Source organism: Oryzomonas rubra (assembly GCF_008369015.1).
Lineage (GTDB): Bacteria > Desulfobacterota > Desulfuromonadia > Geobacterales > Pseudopelobacteraceae > Oryzomonas > Oryzomonas japonica.
In genome coordinates this window covers 81618-104541 of the sequence record NZ_SRSD01000008.1, presented here as the reverse complement: position 1 = coordinate 104541, position 22924 = coordinate 81618, and the positions used below count along the sequence as shown (strand labels likewise).

The window sequence follows — 22924 nt, the reverse complement described above, 5'->3', positions numbered from 1 at the left end:
CGCTCCGGGTGAGCTATCGCTTGACCGGGGCGGCCCTCGTCGGCTATAGTTCCGCATCATACTTTTCCCGGCGATGGAGTTCGCCACAACCGCTTGCAAAAGCTGATGACTCCTACCTTTCACATGCGAGGTAGGAGTTTTTTTATCCCGCGGATTCCGTTCACACGAGCCTTGGCAAAACAGTGGTGACATCGCCCGAAAGGCCGCTATACTTTCCATGCACGGAGGAGGTTTCAGATGAAGACCGCTGCCACGATTGCCATCTTCTGCGCCGGGGGTGGGCTTACCCGCTACTACCTCTCGGGCTGGGTCTACAGCCAGTTCGGCCGGATATTCCCCTACGGCACCTTTGCCGTCAACATCATCGGGGCCTACCTCATCGGCCTGGTCATGGAACTGGGCCTGCGCAGCACCGTCATCCCCGATACGTTGCGTCTGGGGCTGACCGTTGGTTTCCTAGGGGGACTGACGACCTTCTCCACCTTCAGCTACGAGACCTTCAAGCTGCTGGAGGATGGCCAGTTCCTCGTCGCTTTTGCCAATGTACTGGCAAGCGTAGCGGTCTGCCTGCTGTTCACCTGGCTGGGTATTATCACCGTCCGAACGATACTCCAAGGAGGGGTGTGATGACAAAACTGATCGGTGAAAAGGTGTTGATGCGGATATTCATCGGAGAGAGCGACCGCTATGGCCGCAAGCCGCTGTACGAGGCGCTCGTGGAACTGTTGCGCAAGGAGGGCTTTGCCGGTGCCACGGTCCTGCGCGGGGTCTGCGGCTTCGGCGCCCATAGCGTATTCCATACCCAAAAACTCCTGGACCTGTCCGCCGACCTGCCGCTGATCGTCGAGGTGGTGGACAGTCAGGAGCGGATCAACGCCATCATGCCCCGCATCGACGAGATGATGGATGGCGGCATGATCACGCTGGAGAAGGCGACGGTCATCCGCTACAGCTACAAGAACAAGGAACCGTGAGAGGGGAAACGGCAGCAGCAATCACCGGCGGCAGCTCACCATGCGCTCCTACACCGCGATGCCGTGCAGGTCGCGTTTGTGGTATCTCCAGGCAAAGGCCGCCCCGCGGAAATACCAGTCGATCAGGAAGACCCCCCATACGGCGTACAGGGAGAGGTGCAGCCATTCGGCCGCTACCCACGACAACGCCACCCGTATCCCCCACATGGCCACCAACGTGACGATGAAGACGTAGAAGGTATCGCCCGCCCCCCGCAGGCTGCCGGCATAGACGAACGAAAGCGCCAGGGGCACCTGGGCGAAGGCCACCAGCCGCAGGAAAACGCTCCCCTTGGCAATGACGTCGCCGTCATGGGTGAACAGCCCGATCAGGTAGTGGGGTGCGCAGAAGAAGACGAGCGCCATGAGGGTCATGACCACCACGGCCAGCCGCAGCGCCTCGTTGTGGCTGATGCGGGCGCGGCGGAGCTTCCTGGCCCCCAGGGCCTGCCCCATGAGCGTGGCGGCGGCGATTCCCATGCCGGCGCCGGGCATGAAGGAGAGGGATTCGATGGAAATGCCGATCTGGTGGGCGGCGTAGGCGCCGGTGCCGTAACCGATGATGAAGCTCGAATAGAACAACTGGCCGCTCTGCTGGGCGACCCGCTCCAGAGCCACCGGCCACCCCACCCGCCATACCATGCCGAAAAGCCAGCCATCCGGCCGGCCGAAGGCAAGATACCGCTTGCGCACCGCCTGGATCAGCAGGTAGGAAAAGCCGACGAATTCCGAGCTGTTGATGGCAATGGCAGCGCCTTTGACCCCTAGCGCCGGAAAGCCGAGCGTACCGTAGATCAGCGGCCAGGCCAGGGCGACATGCAGGATGTTGACCAGGATGATCGCCTCCATGGGCGTGCGGGTATCCCCGGCGCCCTGCATGATGGCGGAAAGGATGTTGAGGCCGGTTGTCCAGACCAGCCCGAGGAACACCAGGCGGATGTAGTCGGCGGCCAAGGCCTGGACGTCGGGTGCGGTACCCATCATGCGGGCGATATCGCCTCCCCAGGCGGTGCCCGCCGCCGTACAGGCCGCCGTCATGGCCAGGCAGACGAGGCAGCTCACGTAGGCCGCCCGGCGGGCCTCCTCGCGCCTGCCGGCACCCCACAGATGGGCGATCACCACCGTTGCCCCGGTGGCCAATCCCCAGAACACGGTCATGGTGACGAACATCAACAATTGGCCCAGTCCGGTGGCGGCAATGGCCGCAGCTCCCAGACCGCCGGTCAGAAAGATATCGACGATGGATACCAGGCGTTGGAACAATGAGGAGAGGAGCACCGGCATGGAGAGGCGGAAAACGTTACGCCGGATGGAGACCGGCCTATGACGGTGCAAAACGATTCTGGCAGGGCTGTTGAGCATGGTCCTTTATAGGGTGCGCTCCTGGGGAGGTCAATGCTTTTCACGCAAAAAAGGCGGGGCCGCAGGGCCCCGCCTTGGCAGTATTCATACCAGCCGCGGAGGGATCACTTCAGGTAATCCAGAAGCGACATCTGTGAAATCTTGGCGGTGGCCGACAGGGATGCCTGGTAAGAGGTTTGCTGTTGGGTCAATTCCACACCCACCTGCGCCAAATCCACGTACTGGACATTCCCGGCAATCGTCTCCAGGGTATTCTTGGTATTTGTGTTCAACGTGGTCGCATTATTGAGCCGCAACAGGCGTGCCGCCACGTCGGTCTGGGCATTGGTGATCTGGGTGGCGCCGGCCTCAATAGCCTGGGAATCGGCCTTGATGCCGCTCACGTTGTTGGCGCCGATATCCGTGATCAGATTGTCGATGGTCTGCAGGATATTGGTGGTGCCATAGGGGGTCGGGTTCGCCGGCGTTGCCGTAGAACTCCCCGTAAGCAGCTGGTTCCCCGTGATATTCATTTGCTGGGTCGCCCCCTGACCGATCTCCACCGAGAGGGTGTTTTCATTTCCCTGATAGCTATTGCTCGTATAGCTGAAGGGTTTCTGGTTATTGGTCCCCCCGAACACATACTGATCGCCGTACTGGGTATTGCCCATGTCCACCAGCTGCTGTTTCAACGATTGCAACTGGGAGATTACCGTCTGGCCGACGCTCGGGTCGGTACTGCCGGCTGTTATCGAAGCGGCCAGTTTTTTTGCTTGTTCCATGAAACCGGCCATGCCGTCCAGCGCCGTACTGGTCGTCTGCAGCCAGGTGCTCGTTTTGGTGATGTTGCTGGCATACTGGTCGCCGGCCTTGATTTTATCGCCGATGTCGGTCAGGAGCCTGGCGCCGATCGGATCGTCGCTGGGGCGGTTGATCTGCACCTGGGACGACGCCTGTTCCTGCAGCTTGTTCAGTTTGACCTGCTCCTGCTGGAGATTATAGAGGGCCAGATCGGAGGTCATGTTTGAGGTAATGCGCATAGCCAGATTCTCCTATTCTCTCTTATCTGATAAGTCCAATTACGGTATCCATCATATCGGTCGCCGTGGTGATCAATTTAGACGAAGCCTGGTAGGAACGCTGGTATTGCACAAGTTTGGTCAGTTCCTCATCCAACGACACGCCGGAGTTGGAATCGCGGAGCGTGCTTAACTGATTGCTGAATGCCGTATCCTGGGTCACGGTATCCCCGCTCGACTTGACGTCCAGGCCGACCTTGCTGACCAGGGTGTCATAGTAGCTGTTGAAGGTTGCCCCGGACATGGTTGTGGTGTCGTGTTGCAACACGGCAATCGCCGAGGCGTTGGTGTTATCCCCGGGGAGCGTGGCGCTTCCCGATGCGGCTATCGTGGCCGTTGTCAACCCGGTTGCAAGCTGAAGGCCGGCCGCGGCGCCACTGGCGGCGGCCGGAGGGGTGAAGAAATTCTGGCCGGTCCCGCCGGTCGGGCTGAACCCCGCGGTATGCAGGCTGTTCACGGTGTCTGCAATCGATTTGGCCAATGCATCCACCTGGCTCTGGTAGCCGGGAATGATCGTATCGCGCAACGCCAGGGTTGCTCCCAACGTCCCTGTGGTCGGCGTTACCACCGCCGCGGCCGCTCCGCCGGCCGGCGTCAGATTGACATCATAGAGGGTGGGTGTCGTGGCATTGGGCGTCAGCGAGAATGCGCCGGCCTGGGAACCGGTCACCAGGGCGCCGCCGCCGTCCGCGAACTTGATGTCCGTCGTGCCGTCGCTGTTCTCCGTGTAGGTGATGCCGACCTGCTTCGAGAGATTCTGCACCAATTGATCCCGCTGGTCCTTCAGCTCATTGGCGTTACCGGTCACCAACTGAGTCGTTCTGATCTGGCCGTTGAGTTGGGCGATGTTTTTCAGGGTTGCATTGATGCTGTCCGTCGTAGCGACGAGCGACGTATTCTGGGTAGCGATGGTATCGCTTAGGGTCTTGCTGGTGGCATGGAAGTTGTCCACCATGATCTGGGCCTGGGTCAAAACCGTCTGGCGTTCAGACGTGCCAGACGGATTGAGGGTAAGATCCTGCCACGCCCCGAAAAAATTGGAAATGGAGGCGCCCAGGCCGTTATTGGCGACCTCGTTGAACGTGGGCTCGATCTGCTGCAGCACGGTGGATTTGGCCGTGTCGTAGCCGAGGGTGGTCTGGGCAGTCACCATCTGTTGTTGTATCAAGCCGTCATAGTAACGCTCCACGCCGTTGACGCTGACGCCGGTGCCGATGGAGAAACCGTTCGCGGTGGTCTGCGGTGCAGTCTCCAGAATGACCCTTTGACGCGAATAGCCGGGGGTGTTGACGTTGGCGATATTTTCGCTGGTGACCTCGGTAGCGATCTGATATCCGCTGAGGCCGCTCTTGCCGATCTGCATTATTGAATTAAGGCTCATCTCATGCCTCCCTGTTGATCATGACCGACCCTGTTGCCCGTTGCTGATACCCGCCCGATGCGCCGTACACACTGGACTGGTTGATGACGCGGGTCAACAAGCTCAAGGTGGTGCTGGCTGCCGCCACAAAACGCTCCGCGATCTCCCGGTTCATGGCGGCCCGTTCCTGCACCTGCCGGGCCGTAACGTTGAGCTCGCGGTACAACCGCTGAATATCCTTCTGGACGGTTTTGGCCGCAACGTCGCCCAATGTGGCATCGGGACCGAGCCCCATGGCGGAGGCGGCCGCGGAGATCGCTTGGCGAAGCGGCTCGGTATGGGCCTCTATGCGCTCCGTCAGCTCTTCCTTCATCCGGTTTACCTCAGCCATGGCATCCAGGTTCATCCCCCCCAGTTCATGCGTCTCCCGTTCGAGGAGGCTGCGCAACTCTTCGAGCAGGTGCAACTGGAACGTGAGTGTCTCGATCATTGCTTTATTCATGGTTGCGGCTCCCGGACATGGCGCTCATTCCTGATGATCCGTTTTTTTGACGGAAGTTCGGCTTTCCTGGCGAATAATATCCTTCTCGATGAGGGGTGCCAGCCCCAGGCTGCCCCGCTTGGCTGCGGCTGCGGCATACTCCTGGTCCAGCATGGAGCGATAAATCTCTTCGCCGTGGCCGCCCCCGGTCAGCTTATCCTTGCCGACCGTCGCCCGCATGGATTGCAGCATCATGCCCACGAAAAGGGCTTCAAAATCCTGGGACACCTTGTGGGCCTCTTTGAGCTGCTGTTGGCTCAGGCCGGTCGAAGTGCCCTTTGTCTGCCGTTGCAGTTGCCGCGCCTTTTCGGCGGCAGCATTGTCGGTATCGGTTATTATTGGGGAAATGCCGATATCCATAGCCATTCTTTCTTATCGCCACATGGGCCGGGTTCTTGAGTCCCGAGGACTAAATTATTTCCATCAGAAAACTAGCAGGCTGTTGAAAAACTCAGGTTGTTCAAAAATAGTCAGATCGTCGCCCCCGCAGAAAGCCCTGAGGAGGCGTAGCAGCGCTACGCCGCACGAAAGGGCTTTTGAGGACGGCGGCGAGATGACTGTTTTTCAACAACCTCCTAGATGATGGAAAGGTCCGCCTGCAATGCCCCGGAGGCCTTGATCGCCTGGAAAATGCCGATCAGGTCGCGGGGGGTCACACCCAGTTGGTTCAAGGCCCGCACGACATCCCCGATGCTGGCGCCCTCCGGCAGGACCATCAGGCGCCGCGACTCTTCCGTCACCTTCAATTCGGTGCGGGGCACGGTCACCGTTTGGCCGCCCGTGCTGAGCGCAGTCGGCTGGGACACCTGCGGCGTCTCCCTGATCACGAGGGAAAGATTGCCGTGGGACACCGCCACCGTGGAGATGCGCACATTCTCTCCCATGACGATGGTGCCGGTCCGTTCGTTGAGCACCACCTTGGCCTGGTTATCCGGCCGAACCTCAAGGGTTTCCAGGGCGGCCACAAACTCGACCGGGCGGTTGGCGTACGCCTCCGGGATCTTCAGGATCACCGAACCGGGATCGGTGGTGGTCGCGACGGCCGAGTTGAACTTGGCGTTAATGGCCGTCTCTATGCGGGATGCGGTGGTGAAATCCGCCTTGTGCAGATTGAGGCGCAGGGTTGTTTTACCCGCCAGCACGTTGGGGATCTCCCGCTCCACAAGCGCGCCGCTGGGAATGCTGCCGGCGGTGGGGTGGTTTTTCTGGGCGCTGGCCGCTTGGCCGCCAAAGGCAAAGGAGTTGGTCAGGACCGACCCCTGGGCAACGGCATACACCTGGCTGTCACCACCCCGGAGGGGCGTCATGATAAGGGTGCCTCCGGCGATGCTTTTTGCATCGCCCATGGATGACACCAGGACATCCAACTGGTTTCCCTGCTTGGTGAAGGCGGGCAGCGTTGCCGTGACCATGACCGCGGCCACGTTTTTCAGCTTGATGGAACCGACGTTGGTGGTAATCCCCATCCGTTCCAGCATATTGACGACGGACTGGATATGAATCGAGGCCTGATCGCTGTCGCCGGTGCCGTTGAGGCCGACAACCAGGCCGTATCCGACCAACTGGTTCTCGCGCACCCCTTCGAAGGCGGCAATGTCCTTGATCCTGATGGCATGGGCAGAGGAAGCCAGAAACAGGGCGAGCATGGTAAAGACGACTATTCTTCTCATTTCACATCACCTTTGCGGAACGAACCTTAGAAAGGCCAGATCTTGTCGACAATATTCATCAGCCATCCCGGGCTTTGACGGTCGGAGATGATGCCCCTCCCGGAGTAGCTGATCTTTGCGTCGGAGACATAAATGGAATTGACCACATTGTCCGGACTGATATCCCGCTGCCGCACGGTGCCGGTCAGGACAATTTCCTGGTCTTCGTTGTTAACCTTGATGTTTCTTCGCCCTTCGATCAGCAGATTGCCATTGGAAAGCACATCGATCACCTTGGCGGAAATGGTAGCCGTCAGATTTTCCTGGCGCGATGTGGAGCCGGAACCGGAAAATTTCGAATCGACGTTGGCATTGATCAGTTGGCTCAGATCCATGTTGTTCTTCAGTATGCCGGCCTTCTCCAGGCCCAGGAAATTCGGCATGCCCGCACTGACCGACGAACTCCGCCCCGTATCCGTGCTGGCCTTCTTGGACGCGCTGGCCGTCTCCGAGATAACGATGGTGATGATGTCTCCCCGCCGATGCGCTTTGACATCCTCGGTGATGCCGCCCGAGGAGGCCGCCTGCCAGATGGAACCGCTGGAATAATCCAAAGGCGTTTTCGGAATCTGCTCGTCGAGGCCGACCGTCCTGATTTCCGTTTTCTGCTGTGCACAGCCTGCGCACAACAGTATCAGAAGAAGGCATATGCTCCGTTTCATACCACGTCCTTTTCCCTCGTGCATCTAGAACCCCACCTGTACCGTCGTGGCGTTGACCACCCTGGCCGGAATCTCCTTGAGCGAACTCAGGTTCTGAACCATGATGGTGTCCCCTTCTGCGCCGGCGCTCCTGGCCCGGCCGGTGACGGTAATCCTCATAACCTCGTTTTCAGCCACAATGGTCACCATCTGGCCGGATTTGATCAGGGGGACCTTTTCCACCTGGTCGGTCCGGATCGCGGCATTGGCCTTGATGGACGTCCGTGTCCGTCTGCCCACGATGGCGTCCAGACTGCGGCTATACTTACCCGCCACAGCGGCCACATCCCGCTTCTGCAGGGTAACGTCCCCCTCGGAGATAACCGCACCGTAGTCCAGCTGCCGCAGGGCGACAACCATATCGGACAGCGCCTCCACCTCCACCTGAACCGAGGTGTTCAGCACCACGCGGTCACGCTGCCGGACAACCACCCCCAGATTGGCGTTGCCCCACCCCTCCCACTGCTGCGGGGCCACCACCTCGAAATCCAGCGGCCCTTCCGGCAGGGCCGGGTTGCCGTTGATGCTTATCCGTTTGATGCGGATCTCCAGCCCGAGATGGGCGGTCTTCTGCTGGATATACCCGGACACGGCCTCATGGACCCTGGCCTGCCCCGGTGAAGCGCCCTGTTGTGCCGGGGCAGCCACGACCAGGGACGGCGCCAGGAGAAGGCAAAAAAGGAGTATGCCGATAAATCGCTGTATCATATGTTCGCTTGGGTCCTACTCTGCGGTATGGCTGTTTGCAGGTGCGAACAGCCATCACAAAGAGATCCGCTTACCTCTTCATATTGTTGGCGGTCTGCAGCATCTCGTCGCCCGTCTGTACCGCCTTGGAATTGATCTCGTATGCCCGCTGGCCGACAATCATGTTGACCATCTCGCTCGCCACGTTGACGTTGCTCATCTCCAGGAACCCCTGGGAGATGGTCCCAAGGCCGGTCTGGCCAGGGGTGCCGGTGGTGGCGTTGCCGGAAGAATCCGTCGGGAGGAACAGGTTTTTCCCCTGGGCCGCCAGCCCCGCAGGATTGGCAAACTGGGCCAACTGGATATTTCCCACGTTTGTGGGGGCGGTCTGGCCGGCCTGGTTTACGGATACGGTCCCGTCATTGCCGACGCTGATCTTGGTGGCGTTGGTCGGGATAACGATCTCCGGCAGCAGAGGGTAACCGTCGGAGGTGACGATCCGCCCCGTGCTGTCCTTCTTGAAGGCGCCGGCCCGGGAGTATGCCGTTGTGCCGTCGGGCATCTGGATCTGGAAAAAGCCGTCGCCCTCGATGGCCATGTCCAGATCGTTGCCGGTCTGGGTGAGATCGCCGGAGGTAAAGATCTTGGTAACGGCGGCAAGTCGCGTCCCGAGGCCGATCTGGATGCCGGTCGGCACTTGGGTGGTGTTGGTGGACGGGGAACCGGTCGTCTTCAGGCTCTGGTAGATCAAATCCTGGAAATCGGCCCGGCTTTTCTTGAAGCCGGTGGTATTGACGTTGGCCAGGTTGTTGGCAATGACGTCGATATTCGTTTGCTGGCTCTGCATACCTGACGCGGCGGTCCAAAGCGCTCGTAACATGGTCTCAACTCCTCTTTTCGTTTAGTGCCTATTAGGATTCCTTACAATTTGCCCAGATCATTGGCGGCCTTGGTGGCCATATTGTCGTAGCTCAGTATCACCCGCTGGCATGCTTCAAAGTAGCGGTTGTTTTCGATCATTTGCACCATCTCGCTGACCGTATCCACGTTGGAACCCTCCAGGTGCCCCTGGCGAACCTCCGCCTTGGCGGGCTGGGGCGTAGCAGCCGGTGCGCCGGATGGCACGAACAGTGCGCTGCCCGCCTTCGTCAGTTTATAGGGCTTGGGGAAATCCACCAGGTTCAAGGCCCCTGCGGCGGTGCCGTCGACACTGATCTCACCCTTTGCGTTTATGTCGACCTTGCTGCCTTTTATGCTGATCTGGCCTCCCTGCCCCAGAACCGGGTAGCCGTCCGTCGTGACCAGCGTTCCGTCCGCGGTCAGCCGGAAATTGCCCTGGCGGGTGTATGCAGTCCCGCTGGGGGTCGAGACGGCGAAAAAACCGTCGCCGTCAATCGCCACGTCCAGGGTATTGCCGGTCTGGCTGACCGGGCCACTGGCGTAGTCGATGTAAACGGTCTCCTTCTGCATGATCGGGTCGGCCGTCTTGGCCTGGGGGTACGCCGGCGGCGTGGTGGCGCTGGTGATCAACCCCTCGAAGGTCATCTTGTCTTTTTTAAAGCCCGGGGTATTCACATTAGCCAGGTTGTTGCTGATGGTGTCCATCCGCTTCATGGCCGCGATATTGCCCGAAAGCGCGGAATACATGCCACTGTTCATGTAAAGCCTCCTTTAGTCCCGGTACAGCTTCAGCTTGCTTTTCAACCGGATCATGGCCTGGCTGAGGAGTTGCGATATGCGCGACTCGGTCAAACTCACGATGGCGCCGATTTCCTTGAGGTTCATCCCCTCGTGGTAATAGAGCGTCACTGCCAGCCGTTCCTTGTCCGGCAAGGCCTCGATGGCATTTCCCAACGCCTGGGCCAGTTGCATCCGCATAACCTGTTGCTGCGGGCTCTTTTCTTCCTGCTCGCTCAGCACATCCGCCAGGCAGAGCGAGTTACCGTCCTCGTCTTCCCAGCTGTCGTCCAAGCTGAGAAAGGTGAGCACATGCACATCGTCCAATAAGTCGAAGTATTCGTCGAGACTTATGGAAAGGGCCTTGGCCACCTCTTCGCTGGTGGGGTTCCTGCCCAGGGCGTGCTCGAGGGTCGTCACCTCCCGCTCCAGACGTTTGTACTTCTCGCGCATGGAACGGCTCAGAATATCGTAGGAGCGCAATTCGTCGATAATGGCCCCGCGCACATGCTGTTCGGCAAAGGTCCTGAACAGCACGCCCCGTGCCGGGTCAAACCTATCGGCCGCATTTATCAGGCCAATCACCGCCGCACTCGTCAGATCCTGGGGGTCCAGGTGGGGCGGAAGCTGGGAGACGATACGCCCCACCAGGTACTTGACCATGGGCATGTTTTCCATGATCAAGGTGTCGCGTAGCGCCGGTTCAGCCTCGGCGTAGGGACAGTTTTGCTTGCCGGCGGCCACGGCTTAAGCGCCCGCAGGATTGTCGAGGAACCGCCGGAAAAAGAACTGGATATTCCCCTTGAGCCTTGTTTGACACGTGTTCTCGATGACCCTCCGCGCCAGGGTGGTGAAACAGGTGGCCGCCTCGGAATCGGGGAAGAGGTCGTAGACCGCCTTTTGCCGCTTGACCGCCTCCACCACCTTTTCATCCTTGACGACGCATCCCAGATAATCCAGGGAGATGTCGAGAAAACGGCCGGCGACGTTAGCCAGCTTGCGGAACACCTCCAGGGCGTCCTCGCTGTCCTTGGCCATGTTGACCAGCACCTTGAAATGGTGTTCCGAATACCGCGTCGCCAGGAGCTTGATCAGGGCATACACATCGGTTATGGAAGTCGGCTCGGGAGAGACCACGACAATGATTTCCTGCGCTGCCACGGTGAAATAGGTCACATTCTCGGAGATACCGGCCTCGGTATCCACGATCATGATGTCGAACTGTTCTTCCAGGATGTCGAGCTCGTCCAGGAGCCTGAGCTTGTCGTGCTGGCTCAAGCTGGTAACCTCCTGGACGCCGGACCCTGCCGGGATCACCTTGATGCCGGCAGGACCGTCGATGATGATCTCGCTGATGCTCTTCTCGCCGTTGAGCACATGGTTCAGGTTATAGGCGGGAGAGAGCCCCAGGAGCACATCCAGGTTCCCCAGCCCCAGGTCCGCATCGACGATCAGCACCTTCTTGCCTTGGGCGGACAGGGCCATGGCTAGGTTGGAAACCACGTTGCTCTTGCCCACGCCCCCTTTGCCGCTCGTTACCGAGATGACGCGAATGCCGTGCTCTTCGTCAACCGCACCCGGCCCGGATTGCTCCGCAGAGGCGTTTTTTCGGCTCTGGCGAGCCATCTGGCGCAAGGTATCGGCCTGGTCGCCTGTTCCGGTTACCGTGCTCATTCGGCCGCCTCCCGCAGGATCATGTCGGCCAGTTTGGCGGAGGTTGCGACCTCGATATCCTCCGGCACCCGCTGCCCGGTGGTAAAGTAGGCTATCTGGAGATTGTCCTTCATCAACAGGTTGACCATATTCCCAAAGCTCTCGCTCTCGTCGATCTTGGTAAACACGACCTTGCTGATCTGAAAAATTTTAAACCGGTTGAGGATCTCTTCAAGCTCCCGATCCTTGGTGGTGGCGGAAAGGCACAGGTAGACCTCGATAGGGATCTTGTTGTCGAGAAAGTTTTTCATCTCGTCCAGCTTCTCTTTGTCCTTGTGGCTACGGCCCGCCGTATCGATGAAGATCAGGTCGCAGGCGGAATGTTTCTCCACGGCCTTTTCCAGCTCCTTGGGGGTGGAAGCCACCTCCAGGGGAATCCCCATGATACGGGAGTAGGTCTTGAGCTGTTCCACCGCACCGACACGGAAAATATCCATGGTGATAAGCGCCACCTTGTTGCCCCGGTTAAGGGCGTACATGGCGGCCAACTTGGCGGTGGTGGTGGTCTTGCCCACGCCGGTCGGCCCCACCAGGGCGATGATGCGGGGGGAGTTTTTGCGCATCTTGAGGGTGCCGGCAAATTTGATCAGCTTCGAGAACGTGGCCACCAGGCGGCTTTTCTGGCTCTGGCTGCCGTCCTCGGCCGGCAAGGCGCTGAGGGTGTCGAGAATCCTCCTGATAAGATCCGTGGAGATGCCGGATTGGGCCAATTCCCGCGCCAGGGGCGAATCCTCGGGCAACAGTTCCAGGCCGGTCTGGGGCTCCGTAGCGGGCGTTTCCGCCGCATTGGGCCACTGCACCGCCTTGACGCCCCCCTCCTGACTCTTGGCCAGGGTATTGAGCAGGAGTTTCTTGATTTCCTCCAGATCCTCGCGGGGCACGTTCTTGAGGTTGAAACCAACCGGCGGCGGCTCTTCCTGGCTTTGATTTTCCCCCTTGGCCGCCGGTTTCCTTGCGTCGTCTTCCCGCCGGGCGAGCGCATCGACCTTCTCCCGCAGTTCCTTGAGCTCCCGCGCCAGGGGCGCAAACATGGAACTTTCCAGCTCCTCTTTCGCCGTTCGTTCCCGTTCCGGCCGGGGGCGCGGGGGTGCATACGCCGGTGGCGGCGCCGGGGCCTGCCTCGGTACCGGCTCTATGGCGGCGGTCACGCGATACACCGACTTGCTGAAAAAACCGAGAATCCCGCCGGTGTTCTCCTTCTTGGTGGACAGGATCATGGCATCCGGGCCGAGTTCGGCTTTAACCATGCGGAGCGCTTCCGCCATACTTGCTGCTTGAAAGGTCTTAACCAGCATTGACGCTTACCACCCCTAGCGACTGGATTTTGATGTTCTGCGGGATTTCATTGTGGGAAAGCACCGCCATATGCGGAATGAAACGTTCGATCAGCTTCCTGACATGCCGGCGGATGGTGGGCGACGCCAACAGCACCGGCTGGGCGCCGCTCGAACCGAAACGATCCGCCATGGAACGGATGGTGGTAATGATCTGCTGGGCGACGTTGGGTTCGATTGCCAGGAAACTTCCCTGGTCCGACGGCTGGATGGCTTCGGCGATCACATCCTCCACCTCGCGGTCCAAGGCGATCAGGAACAGGGTGTCGTCGTCCAGCTTGTATTGATCGACGATAAAACGGCCAAGCCCCTGACGCACAAATTCAGTCAGCACATCCGGGTCCTTGGTAAGGCCGGCATAATCCGCCAGCGTCTCCAGGATGGTGCGCATGTCCCGAATCGAAACCCCTTCCTTGAGCAGGCCCTTGACCACCCGCAGGACCGTGCCCAGGTTGAGCTGGTTGGGGATCAGTTCTTCCACCACCTTGGGGGCGCTGACCGCAACGTTATCCAGCAGTTGCTGGAGTTCCTGGCGCCCCACCAGTTCGTGAGCATAGCGCTTGATGATCTCGCTGATATGCGTCGCCACCACCGTGGTGCTGTCCACAACGGTATAGCCGTTGACCTGGGCCTGGTCCCGGTCATCGGAGCGGATCCAGACCGCCGGCAACCCGAATACCGGCTCCTTGGTGGCGTTTCCCGGCAGGGCCGAGGTCACCGCACCCGAGTCCATAGCCAGGTACTGGCCGGTCAACTCGCTGCCGCCGACACGGGCCCCCCTGATAAGCAGGTTGTACTCGTACGGCCTGAGTTGCAGGTTGTCGTGGATATGGATGGGGGGGACGACAAAACCCATCTTCTGGGCGTACTGGCGCCGGATCGAACGGATGCGCTCCAGCAGCTCCCCATCCTGGGAGGCGTCCACCATCGGGACGAGGCCGTAGCCGACCTCCAGTTCAAGCACATCCAGCGGCCGGATGGTCGAAGCCTGGTCGATGGCGTCTTCCCCGGAGGCCGCTTCGGGCGCACCGACCTCTTCATCCACAACCTGCGCCTTTTCCCGCGCCATCTTGCCGACCAGAAAGGTCGCACCCGAGAGCAGCAGGAATGCGAAGTGGGGCAGGCCCGGGATCATGGCGAACAGGAACAGCACCCCCGACGAGACGTAAAACGCCTTGGGATAGTTCATGAACTGGCCGGTGATCTCGACCCCGAAGTTGTTTTCGTCGGCCGACCGCGTCACGATGATGCCGGCCGCGGTCGAGATGATCAGGGCCGGGATCTGGGCCACCAGGCCCTCGCCGATCGTCAGGAGGGTATAGTTGGTCAGCGCGGCCTGGAGCGGCATTCCCTGCTGCCAGACGCCGATGACCAAACCGCCGAAGATATTGACCATTACGATCAGGATGCCGGCCACGGCATCGCCGCGGACGAACTTGCTGGCGCCGTCCATGGAGCCGTAGAAATCGGCTTCGCGGGAGATCTTGATGCGCCGTGCCTTGGCCTCTTTTTCGGTGATCATGCCGGCCGAGAGATCGGCATCGATGGCCATCTGCTTGCCCGGCATGGCATCCAGGGTAAAGCGGGCCGTAACCTCGGCCACGCGCCCGGCGCCCTTGGTTATGACCACGAAATTGATGATGACCAGGATCAGGAAGATAACGGCCCCAACGATATAATTCCCCCCGACCACAAACTGGCCGAAGGCCTTGATGACCGCGCCGGCCGCTTCAACCCCCTCGCTGCCGTGCAGAAGGATCAGACGGGTCGATGCGATATTCAAGGCCAGGCGGAAGAGCGTGGTAACGAGCAGCACGGATGGGAACACGGAAAAATCGAGGGGGTGCTGCGTATAAAGGCAGACCAGCAGAATGGAAAGAGCGATGGTGATATTGGTCGCCAGAAACAGATCCAGGAAAAACGCCGGCAACGGGATGACCATCAGCGAGAGCACGCCGATCAGGGCAATCGCCACATAGATATCCGAATTTTTGCGGAAGCCCCGTAATTCTACCGTTTCAGTTGTTCCGTTTGCCATTTCCGCTTCCGTTGTCTGTTGTTACGTAACGTACCCAAAAATCATTTGTTTCATGCATTTATTATGCCGTCATCAAACCACTCGCTCCGGCATCCCAGAGCTGCCAGAGCCCGCAGGAACGCCTTTTGCGGGTATGCGGGGCACACCCGCCGCGTGTCAATTTCTTGAAATTGTCATAATTTTGACCGGCATCGCTGGCCCACCACCTGGCATCACATCTTCCCCTTCAGGCGGTACACATACGCCAGCACCTCGGCAACCGCTGCATACAGCGACTCGGGTATCGGCGCGTTTTCATCGACCTGATCATAGAGTTCCCGGGCCAGGAACCTGTTTTCCACCAAGGTGACCTTATGCTCCTTGGCGATCTTCTTGATGGCCTGGGCCATGACGTCAGCACCCTTGGCGATGACAACCGGGGCCAGCATCCGCTCCCGGTCGTACTTGAGGGCCACGGCATAGTGGGTCGGGTTGGTTATGACAACGTCGGCGGTCGGGACGATCTTGATCATCCTGCGCCGCGCCATCTGGTACTGCATCTTTTTGATCTGGCCCTTGATCTCCGGCGAGATGTCCTGCTCTTTCGTCTCTTCCTTGACCTCCTGCTTGGTCATCTTGAGATTGTCGATGTACCGCCACTTGACATACATCAGGTCCAAAACACCAAGAACGATCAAAACGCCGCAGGCGTGGGTGATGATCTGGAACGCTATATGGCCGACATAGGTGATGATCGTCTCTATGTCGGCCTCGGCCAGAAACGCGATGTTCTGACTTTCGTCCTTCATGACCCGATAGGTGACGTAGCCCACCACCAGGAGCTTGAGGAGCGACTTCACCATCTCCATCAGCGCATCCTTGTTGAAGAGCCTGCCGAAGCCATTCATCGGGTTGAGCCGGGTGATGTCGAACGCAAGACGCTCGGTTTGAAACTCAAACTGCCCGTTGTCCTGGATGATATTCGCCAGTATCGCCGTAACGATGATGGTGACCACCAGGGGGGCGAGCAACATGAGCACCAGCGCGAAGAGCTTGAGCGAAAGCGTGTACATGTTGGACTCGGTCAGATTGAAGGTGCCCATGGTACTCAGGATTGAAACCATGTGCTTTTTCAGGCCGTCCATCATGTAGCTGCCGAAGATGTAGAGACTGATAATCCCGGACAGCAGTGTGAGCGAGGAGGTGAGCACCTGGCTTTTGGGCGGCGCCCCTTTTTTCCGTGCTTCGCTAAGCTTTTTTGCCGTCGGTTGTTCTGTTTTGGAATGCTTGTCGGAATCTTCCGCCAGGCGTCATCCCCCCTTTGCCATCAACCTGAACAGGGTATCGATCTGCCCCTTCAGGTTGCCGAATGACACCTCCAGAACGTGGAAAAAAATCAGCAGCGTCCCCCCCATAATGAGAAAACCGAGCCCGATGTTCAAAGGCATGCTGACGATGAAGATATTCATCTGCGGGAAGGCCCTCGCCATGATGCCCAAGGCCACGCTGGCCAGCAGCAGGGCAACCATGACAGGCGCCGCCAAGCGGATGCCGATCACGAAAATGTCCGAGGTCCGCTGGACCAGAAAGGTGATCACCCCGCCGGTAAGATGCCAGCCCCCTATGGGGATGACACTGAAACTGTCGACGACGGCCCGAATGAAGACATGGTGAACGTCCAGAGCCAGAAAGAGCAGCGTTGCAAACAGGCTCTGCAGGACGGACATGATCTGGACCTGGGTTCCCATGGCGGGATCAATAATCGAGGAGATCGTCAGCCCCATCTGCATGCCGATGATCTGCCCGCTGAACTCCACGGCCACAAAGACAATCTGGGCGATAAACGCCAGCGTGAGCCCGACCATGACCTCGCTCAGGGCAAGAAATCCCAGGGTAAAAACGTCCGTGGGCATGGGCGGCGGTGTTATCTTCAGGACGGGAAAGCACACCAGCGTGATCATGAAGACCAAAAGCGCCTTGACGTTCATCGGCAGACGGCTTCCGCCGAAGAGCGGCAGCGCGGCAAAGATGCCGGCAACCCGGCTCAACACCAGGGCAAAGATGATCACGTCACGCAGTGAGGGGAAGGGGAACAGCGGCAACATGCCCTAATCCCTCGCCTGCAGCCGGCGTGCCCCGGGACCCGGCTGCCCCGGGCTCACCACGGGCAACTCTCCATGGTAGCGATGCGTCGCCACGTCAGTGCCGCATTGTGGCGATGAAGGAGTACACCTCGCGGGTAAAATCGCTCATATAGCTCATCATCCAGGGGAAAAAGATTATCATGGCAACCATCACGGCGATGATCTTCGGGGCAAAGGTCAGGGTAGCCTCGTTGATGGAAGTCACCGCCTGGAAGATGCTTATGAGCAAGCCCACCACCAAGCTGCCAATCAGGAGTGGCGCAGCCAGGAGGAGCGTCGCCTCGAAGCTGCGGCGTGCGAGCTGAACGACAAATTCTGGTGTCATAGAAACCTCTGCGGGGGGCCCGGGAGAAGGCGAAGGTCGAAAGCGGCCACAACCGTGGCCCGAGCCTGTTTATTATCCAAAACTCTTCACCAATGATCCTATTACCAAGCCCCAACCGTCAACCAGCACAAACAGGAGAATCTTGAAAGGGAGCGAGATCATGACCGGCGGCAACATCATCATGCCCATGGACATCAAGACCGAGGCCACCACCATGTCAACCACGATAAAAGGGATATAGATCAGAAAGCCGATCTGGAAGGCGGTCCGCAACTCGGAAATCATGAAGGCCGGAATAATGGTCAGGGTCGGAATGTCGTCCGCATTCTTGGGACGCGGCAGCTTGGAGAGACTGACGAACAGCCCCAAATCCTTTTCCCTGACCTGGGAAAGCATGAATTTGCGCACCGGCTTGACGGCCCGCTCCATTGCCTGGTCCTGGGTGATCTGCTGGGCCTTCCAGGGCTGGTAGGCCTCCTTGTTGATCTGCTGCCAGACCGGGCTCATGATAAAGAAGGTCAGGAACATGGAGAGCGCCAGAATGACCTGGTTGGATGGCGCCTGCTGGGTCCCCAGGGCGGTGCGCACGAAGGAAAGCACGACCGAGATGCGGGTGAACGAGGTCGTCATGATCAAGAGGCCCGGAGCCAGTGAGAGAACCGTCAACAGCAGGAATATCTGGATGGTCATGGCAACGTCGCCCGGCTTGCTCGCCGTACCGACGCCGATATTCAGCGAGGGGAACGGCAACGGCTCGGCCGCCAGGGCCGTAGCGGAGAGGAGCACCACCAGGGCGGGGACCGCCAGGAAACATATCCTTTTCGTCATACTGTTCATTTTCATGATCGCAACCTGTCCAAAATCCCCGCAAAGCCCTTTTCGGAGCCTTTACCCTCGGGTATGACCTCTATTTCCTCGAGCATATCGATTTGCTTGATAAGGCTGAGACTGTCGTCGGTACACGACAGGAGCAGATACTCCCCGCTCACCTCAACAAGTATGAGCGCCTTTTTGGGGGCGATGTAGCGGCTTTCCACCAGGCGGATATGCTTTGTAGCGGACCGGCCAACCGTAACGCCCCGGGTGAACTTGTTGAAAAAATGCCACGTAACGAGGATCAGGCCGATAACGACGGCCAGGGCGGCGATCATCTGAAGAAAGCTGGAGAAAAAACTGAATTCCTGTCCGGTGGTGCTTTCGGCGCAGGCGAAGGATGGCAGGCAGAGGAGCAGTGCGGCAACCGCACCTCTCACAAAATTTTCTCCACGCGCTCGTTGGGGCTGACGATATCAACCAGGCGCACGCCGAACTTGTCGTTGATGACGACCGCCTCGCCCCGGGCCACCAGCTTGGAGTTGACAAAAATATCCAAAGGTTCTCCCGCCAGTTTGGTCAACTCCACCACCGCCCCCTGGTTAAGCTGGAGAACATCCTTGACCAGCAGCTTGGTACGGCCCAGTTCCACGGTCACCTGCAAGGGGATGTCAAGGATGAAGTCGAGGTTCTTCCTATCTTGTTCCGGCTCGTTCTCTTCAGGCTTGTCACTCACTGCTGCCCCCTTTTATCTTGGTGATCTGTATTGCTTTGTTGCCATGGCGGATGCCGGGAACGCAATCATATTTCGGCATCCCTTCAACCTTGACCAGCAGTTCGCTTGAACAGGGTTTGTCCAACATGATCGTATCACCCGCCGTAAGGTCCAGAAGTTCCCGCAGGGAAATATTGGCATTACCCATCTCCACGGAGACCTCAAGCGGGGCCTCGAGGATTTCGGACGAGAGCCGGTACGACCATTGCGGGTCGATGGCCATCAGGTCGAACTGCATCCCCGCCTTGAGCTTTTCCCGTATCGGATCGATGGTCATGTAGGGGACGGCAAACACGACATTCCCCACTGTTTCTTCGATCTGAATCTTGAGCGACATCGCCACGATCTGATACTCGGGCGGGACGATGTTGACCAGGCGCGGGTTCATTTCCATGCGCAGCAGGTTCATATGGGTCGCGTAGAGCGGCGCCCAGGCCTTCTCGAAATCCTGCAGGATGTCCTTGGCGATCCTTTCGATCAGCCGCACCTCGATGGAGGTAAAAAGCCGGTTGACGACAGGCCCTTTTGAATTACCGGTCCCGCCCAGCAGGCTGTCAACCAGGGCCAACACCAGCGGGCTGTCAAAGGCGATCAGCGCCGCCCCCTTGAGCGGCTCGATCTTGAAGATGGCCATGCACGCGGGTGACGGCAGGGTCTGGAGAAAGTCGTCGAACTTGTACGAGCGGGCGCCGACCTTCTTGATCTCAACGACCTTCCTCAGCCGGTTGGAAAGGGTGACGCGATTATAGCGGATCAGGCTGTCGTAGACGATATCCAGGTTGGGGACGAACCCCTTGTGGGCCTCCGTGTTAAAGAGGTCGTAACTGACGGCAGTCCCTTCGGTTTTAGCCAGTTCCTTCTCCGGCTCTATCCTGCCGTCGAAGACGGCGTTAAGGAGCGCCTCGATTTCCGCTTTTGTGAGGATTTTTTCCATAATCGGCGGCGCTGCCCTACTGGACGACGAAATCGGTAAAATAGATCTTGGCGATCTTGCCGGGGGGGAGGACCTTGTTTATCGCTCCCAGGATCTCATCCTTGAGTTGATTTTTCCCCTGCACGTCCTGGATGTCCTGGAGGGTTTTGGCGCTCAGCAACACGAGGATCGCATCCCTGATGGGCGCCAGGCGCGCATCGATCTCCGCCTTGACCCCGACCCCGACCATCTCCATCTCTACCTTGACCTTGAGGTAGCGCAGTTCCTGGCCGTCGTAGATATTGACAATGAACGGTTCCAAGGGATAGATGTTGCTGGCGGCCGCACCATCCTTGCCGCCCGCTTCGCCACCTTTGGCCCCCTCGGCCTTGGTGTCGGCCTTGCCTTCGACCTTGGCCTCATCCTTGCTCTTATCCTTCTTGTCGCCCTTACCACCCAACATGAAGACAACGGCACCCAGGATAACCGCTACTGCAACGGCAGCCCCGATGATGATAAACAGCTTATTGTTGCCGCCTCCGCCTTCCGTTTCAACAGCAGCCTGATCGTCCTTGGCCATCTTCTTCCTCCGTGCGCATCAATGCTGATTCCAGTAAAGTTGAAAGTAGTATCTTTATTAAAACTTATTGCATGCCAATGCAACCAATTAAACCGGCATCAAGGCGCGTCCCGCTCTTGCGGGACGCGCCTTGATGCCCTCGCCGATGTCTGCTTACTGTTTGAGGCTCAACACTTCCTGGGTCATCTGGTCCGCCGTGGTGATGGTCTTGGAGTTGGCGGAATAGGCCCGCTGGGTGGTGATCATGTTCACGAACTCCGTCGCCATGTCCACGTTGCTGTACTCAAGGTCGTTGGAGAGAAGCTTCTCGCTGGTGCCGTTGGCACTGGCGAAGACGCCGGTCGCCGGGGCCGTCGGGGCACCCGAGGCGGCGGTCAGCGTGAAGAGCGTCCCCCCCTGCTTAAGCATGCCCTGGGGGTTGGGAATCTTGGTCTCGGCCATCTTGACCGCCGTCGAGGCCGGTGTAGGGGCAACGCCCGCCCCGGCATAGGGGAGGGTGGCCGTATTGCCGTTGGCGTCCGCATACAGCAGCGAGAGGGTACCGGTCGAGTCTATGGCGGAAACCTTCTGGAACTGAAGGGTGTTGCCGGCGGCATCCGTTGCTGTCTGACTGAACACAATGGCGTTGCCGGCCGTATCGACCACCTTGTAACCATCAGGGTTCACCAGGCCGAGGCCGGTGCTGTCGAGCCGGAAGGAACCGGCCCTGGTGTAATATGCCGTCGAGGCGGTAGCCGTGGCGGCATTCGGGCTGGCCAGCACGAAAAAGCCGTCACCCTGTACGGCCACGTCGGTGACGTTCGTGCTGCTCTCGTACGACCCGGCCGAGAACAGGTTATCGATCTTCTGCACCTTCACGCCGGTACCGATCTGCGAATTATTCCCGACGTTCTGGGAGAGCATGTCGGAAAAGAGGGTGCGGGAGTCTTTGTACCCGACGGTGTTGACGTTCGACAGGTTGTTGCCTATGACGTTGATGGCGTCGGCGTTGGCCAAAAGGCCGCTGACGCCGGTAAACATTGCGGATGTAATGCCCATGATGATGCCTCCTAATCCTTTTGAGTTTGGGTGAAGCGCGTCAATCGGTCGGCGCTTCGGGGGCTTCCTCAAGGAGGTCCAGCCCTGTTGTGTTGTTAGATGATGACTGCTGAATCGATATTCGTGAAAACATTCCCCTGCATCTGGCTTCTGTCCAGTGCGGTTACCACGGTGCGGTTCGTGATGCTCACCACCAGTGCCGCATCCTTCATCATGACCAGAGATTCCTTGCCACCCTTCTGGGCTACACTGTTGACGGCCCCTTCAAGGTTGGCGATGTCGTTGGCGGAGAGGACGATGTTACGCGATCTGAGCCTCTCCTGGGCGTGTTGCGAGAACTTTACCCCCTGGCTCGGGAGTTTTTCATCCAGTACGCGGGCAAACGAAGAATCCGAAACCTGTCCGCTCGTCGGTTTCTGCGGCTGGGGGCGTTCTTGCCTTCCCGGCTGGACGGGGTTTGGGAAAAAAATCTGGTCTACCATTTTTCTGGTTACACCCCCTTCACGCTGAGGACATCGGACAACGCCACGGACACGGAGCCGATGGTGAGGGTCGGGACACCGTTGACAAATGCCACGCCGTTAACCGTCCCGGTGGTGTAGGGGGTTGCCGTTACGGCAGAACCGCTGGCCGACGTGCTCGATACGGCAAAGGTGTAGGCCCCGGCCGGGAGCAGGGTCCCGCTGCTGTCACGCCCATCCCAGGTAAAGGTGTTATCCCCCGCGGACTGTGCCGCGACGGTGGCGGTCCTGACCGTTTTCCCCGATGCATCGGTGATCGTGACGGTGGAGGATGTCGAAGCGCCGGCGAGGTTGTACTGGAGTGTTGCCGCCGATGTGCCGTCGAACGCTACGCTGTTGCCGTTCGCCTTGACCGTTTTGCCGATAAACGACACGCTATTCATGCTGGTGGCGTTATTCTGGGCCGTTAGCAGACTCGTCAAATTCGTGTTCGTATTATAGGCCTGTTCCACTTGGGACATCTGGGCCAGTTGTCCCAAAAATGCCGAGGAATCCTGGGGGGACAAGGGGTCCTGGTTCTGCAGCTGGGCGACGAAAAGTTTCAGGAAGTCCTGGCCGGTAAAACCCAGGTCTTTTTGCATTTGGACCGAGGCCGACGATGTATTGGTTGTTGAAGTGACGCTACTTACCATTGGAAATCACC

27 protein-coding genes and 1 riboswitch are annotated in these 22924 nt (G+C 59.0%); of the genes, 2 read left to right on the top strand and 25 right to left on the bottom strand.

What is annotated here, in order from left to right; all coding sequences use genetic code 11:
• Positions 1-60: 60 nt before the first annotated feature.
• Positions 61-122: riboswitch (Fluoride riboswitch) on the top strand.
• A 115-nt stretch (positions 123-237) separates the two neighbouring features.
• A complete protein-coding gene (crcB, locus tag ET418_RS13410) occupies positions 238-627 on the top strand; it encodes a fluoride efflux transporter CrcB (RefSeq protein ID WP_149308326.1) in 390 nt (129 codons plus the stop codon).
• Complete coding sequence (locus ET418_RS13405) at positions 627-974, top strand: DUF190 domain-containing protein (RefSeq protein ID WP_149308324.1); 348 nt, start codon at positions 627-629, stop codon at positions 972-974. Before crcB ends, ET418_RS13405 begins: the two co-directional genes overlap by 1 nt.
• A 48-nt stretch (positions 975-1022) precedes the next feature.
• Here the strand turns inward: ET418_RS13405 and ET418_RS13400 are convergent, their stop codons facing one another.
• From ET418_RS13400 to ET418_RS13280, 25 genes are all read right to left on the bottom strand, one after another.
• Positions 1023-2375 carry an MATE family efflux transporter gene (locus ET418_RS13400; RefSeq protein ID WP_149308322.1) on the bottom strand — a complete coding sequence of 451 codons (1353 nt, stop codon included), beginning with the start codon at positions 2373-2375 and terminating at the stop codon, positions 1023-1025.
• 104 nt (positions 2376-2479) lie between these two features.
• Positions 2480-3394, bottom strand: a complete 915-nt coding sequence (gene flgL / locus ET418_RS13395) for a flagellar hook-associated protein FlgL (protein ID WP_149308320.1) — start codon at positions 3392-3394, stop codon at positions 2480-2482.
• Positions 3395-3416: 22 nt separating this feature from the next.
• A complete protein-coding gene (gene flgK / locus ET418_RS13390; RefSeq protein ID WP_149308318.1) occupies positions 3417-4814 on the bottom strand; it encodes a flagellar hook-associated protein FlgK in 1398 nt (465 codons plus the stop codon).
• A gap of 1 nt (position 4815) precedes the next feature.
• The gene (gene flgN / locus ET418_RS13385) at positions 4816-5295 is read right to left on the bottom strand and encodes a flagellar export chaperone FlgN (RefSeq protein ID WP_149308316.1); all 480 of its coding nucleotides are present in this window, start codon (positions 5293-5295) and stop codon (positions 4816-4818) included.
• Between the two features lie 24 nt (positions 5296-5319).
• Positions 5320-5694, bottom strand: coding sequence for a rod-binding protein (locus ET418_RS13380; protein WP_149308314.1), 375 nt, complete (start codon positions 5692-5694; stop codon positions 5320-5322).
• A 215-nt stretch (positions 5695-5909) separates the two neighbouring features.
• Complete coding sequence (locus ET418_RS13375; protein WP_149308312.1) at positions 5910-7004, bottom strand: flagellar basal body P-ring protein FlgI; 1095 nt, start codon at positions 7002-7004, stop codon at positions 5910-5912.
• 26 nt (positions 7005-7030) lie between these two features.
• Positions 7031-7705 carry a flagellar basal body L-ring protein FlgH gene (locus ET418_RS13370; protein ID WP_149308310.1) on the bottom strand — a complete coding sequence of 225 codons (675 nt, stop codon included), beginning with the start codon at positions 7703-7705 and terminating at the stop codon, positions 7031-7033.
• Positions 7706-7729: 24 nt separating this feature from the next.
• Positions 7730-8452 carry a flagellar basal body P-ring formation chaperone FlgA gene (gene flgA, locus ET418_RS13365; RefSeq protein ID WP_149308308.1) on the bottom strand — a complete coding sequence of 241 codons (723 nt, stop codon included), beginning with the start codon at positions 8450-8452 and terminating at the stop codon, positions 7730-7732.
• Positions 8453-8522: 70 nt separating this feature from the next.
• Positions 8523-9311 carry a flagellar basal-body rod protein FlgG gene (gene flgG / locus ET418_RS13360; RefSeq protein ID WP_149308306.1) on the bottom strand — a complete coding sequence of 263 codons (789 nt, stop codon included), beginning with the start codon at positions 9309-9311 and terminating at the stop codon, positions 8523-8525.
• Between the two features lie 41 nt (positions 9312-9352).
• The gene (gene flgF, locus ET418_RS13355; RefSeq protein WP_149308304.1) at positions 9353-10090 is read right to left on the bottom strand and encodes a flagellar basal-body rod protein FlgF; all 738 of its coding nucleotides are present in this window, start codon (positions 10088-10090) and stop codon (positions 9353-9355) included.
• 12 nt (positions 10091-10102) lie between these two features.
• On the bottom strand, positions 10103-10852 hold the full coding sequence (locus ET418_RS13350; RefSeq protein WP_149308302.1) for a sigma-70 family RNA polymerase sigma factor: 750 nt from the start codon (positions 10850-10852) through the stop codon (positions 10103-10105).
• A gap of 3 nt (positions 10853-10855) precedes the next feature.
• Positions 10856-11782, bottom strand: a complete 927-nt coding sequence (locus ET418_RS13345) for a MinD/ParA family protein (RefSeq protein ID WP_149308301.1) — start codon at positions 11780-11782, stop codon at positions 10856-10858.
• Complete coding sequence (flhF, locus tag ET418_RS13340; RefSeq protein WP_338045087.1) at positions 11779-13086, bottom strand: flagellar biosynthesis GTPase FlhF; 1308 nt, start codon at positions 13084-13086, stop codon at positions 11779-11781. Before flhF ends, ET418_RS13345 begins: the two co-directional genes overlap by 4 nt.
• Positions 13087-13105: 19 nt before the next feature.
• A complete protein-coding gene (gene flhA / locus ET418_RS13335; RefSeq protein WP_149308297.1) occupies positions 13106-15193 on the bottom strand; it encodes a flagellar biosynthesis protein FlhA in 2088 nt (695 codons plus the stop codon).
• A gap of 212 nt (positions 15194-15405) precedes the next feature.
• Positions 15406-16479, bottom strand: coding sequence for a flagellar biosynthesis protein FlhB (gene flhB, locus ET418_RS13330; RefSeq protein ID WP_149308295.1), 1074 nt, complete (start codon positions 16477-16479; stop codon positions 15406-15408).
• A 3-nt stretch (positions 16480-16482) separates the two neighbouring features.
• Entirely contained in the window at positions 16483-17277 is a 795-nt protein-coding gene (gene fliR, locus ET418_RS13325) for a flagellar biosynthetic protein FliR (RefSeq protein WP_149308293.1), read from the bottom strand.
• Positions 17278-17371: 94 nt separating this feature from the next.
• Positions 17372-17641, bottom strand: a complete 270-nt coding sequence (gene fliQ / locus ET418_RS13320; protein ID WP_149308291.1) for a flagellar biosynthesis protein FliQ — start codon at positions 17639-17641, stop codon at positions 17372-17374.
• Between the two features lie 72 nt (positions 17642-17713).
• Positions 17714-18484: a flagellar type III secretion system pore protein FliP gene (gene fliP, locus ET418_RS13315; protein ID WP_246153073.1), complete on the bottom strand. Its 771-nt coding sequence runs from the start codon at positions 18482-18484 to the stop codon at positions 17714-17716.
• Positions 18481-18894, bottom strand: a complete 414-nt coding sequence (locus tag ET418_RS13310; protein ID WP_149308289.1) for a FliO/MopB family protein — start codon at positions 18892-18894, stop codon at positions 18481-18483. Before ET418_RS13310 ends, fliP begins: the two co-directional genes overlap by 4 nt.
• Positions 18891-19190: a flagellar motor switch protein FliN gene (fliN, locus tag ET418_RS13305; RefSeq protein WP_149308287.1), complete on the bottom strand. Its 300-nt coding sequence runs from the start codon at positions 19188-19190 to the stop codon at positions 18891-18893. The genes ET418_RS13310 and fliN overlap by 4 nt, the downstream gene beginning before the upstream one ends.
• Positions 19183-20163, bottom strand: a complete 981-nt coding sequence (fliM, locus tag ET418_RS13300) for a flagellar motor switch protein FliM (protein WP_149308285.1) — start codon at positions 20161-20163, stop codon at positions 19183-19185. The genes fliN and fliM overlap by 8 nt, the downstream gene beginning before the upstream one ends.
• A gap of 16 nt (positions 20164-20179) precedes the next feature.
• Positions 20180-20722 (bottom strand): flagellar basal body-associated FliL family protein, encoded by a 543-nt coding sequence (locus ET418_RS13295; protein ID WP_149308283.1) that lies wholly within the window; start codon positions 20720-20722, stop codon positions 20180-20182.
• A gap of 153 nt (positions 20723-20875) precedes the next feature.
• Positions 20876-21760: a flagellar hook-basal body protein gene (locus ET418_RS13290; protein WP_149308281.1), complete on the bottom strand. Its 885-nt coding sequence runs from the start codon at positions 21758-21760 to the stop codon at positions 20876-20878.
• Positions 21761-21855: 95 nt separating this feature from the next.
• Entirely contained in the window at positions 21856-22242 is a 387-nt protein-coding gene (locus ET418_RS13285) for a TIGR02530 family flagellar biosynthesis protein (protein WP_149308279.1), read from the bottom strand.
• Positions 22243-22250: 8 nt separating this feature from the next.
• Positions 22251-22913 carry a flagellar hook assembly protein FlgD gene (locus ET418_RS13280; protein ID WP_149308278.1) on the bottom strand — a complete coding sequence of 221 codons (663 nt, stop codon included), beginning with the start codon at positions 22911-22913 and terminating at the stop codon, positions 22251-22253.
• Between the last annotated feature and the right edge of the window lie 11 nt (positions 22914-22924).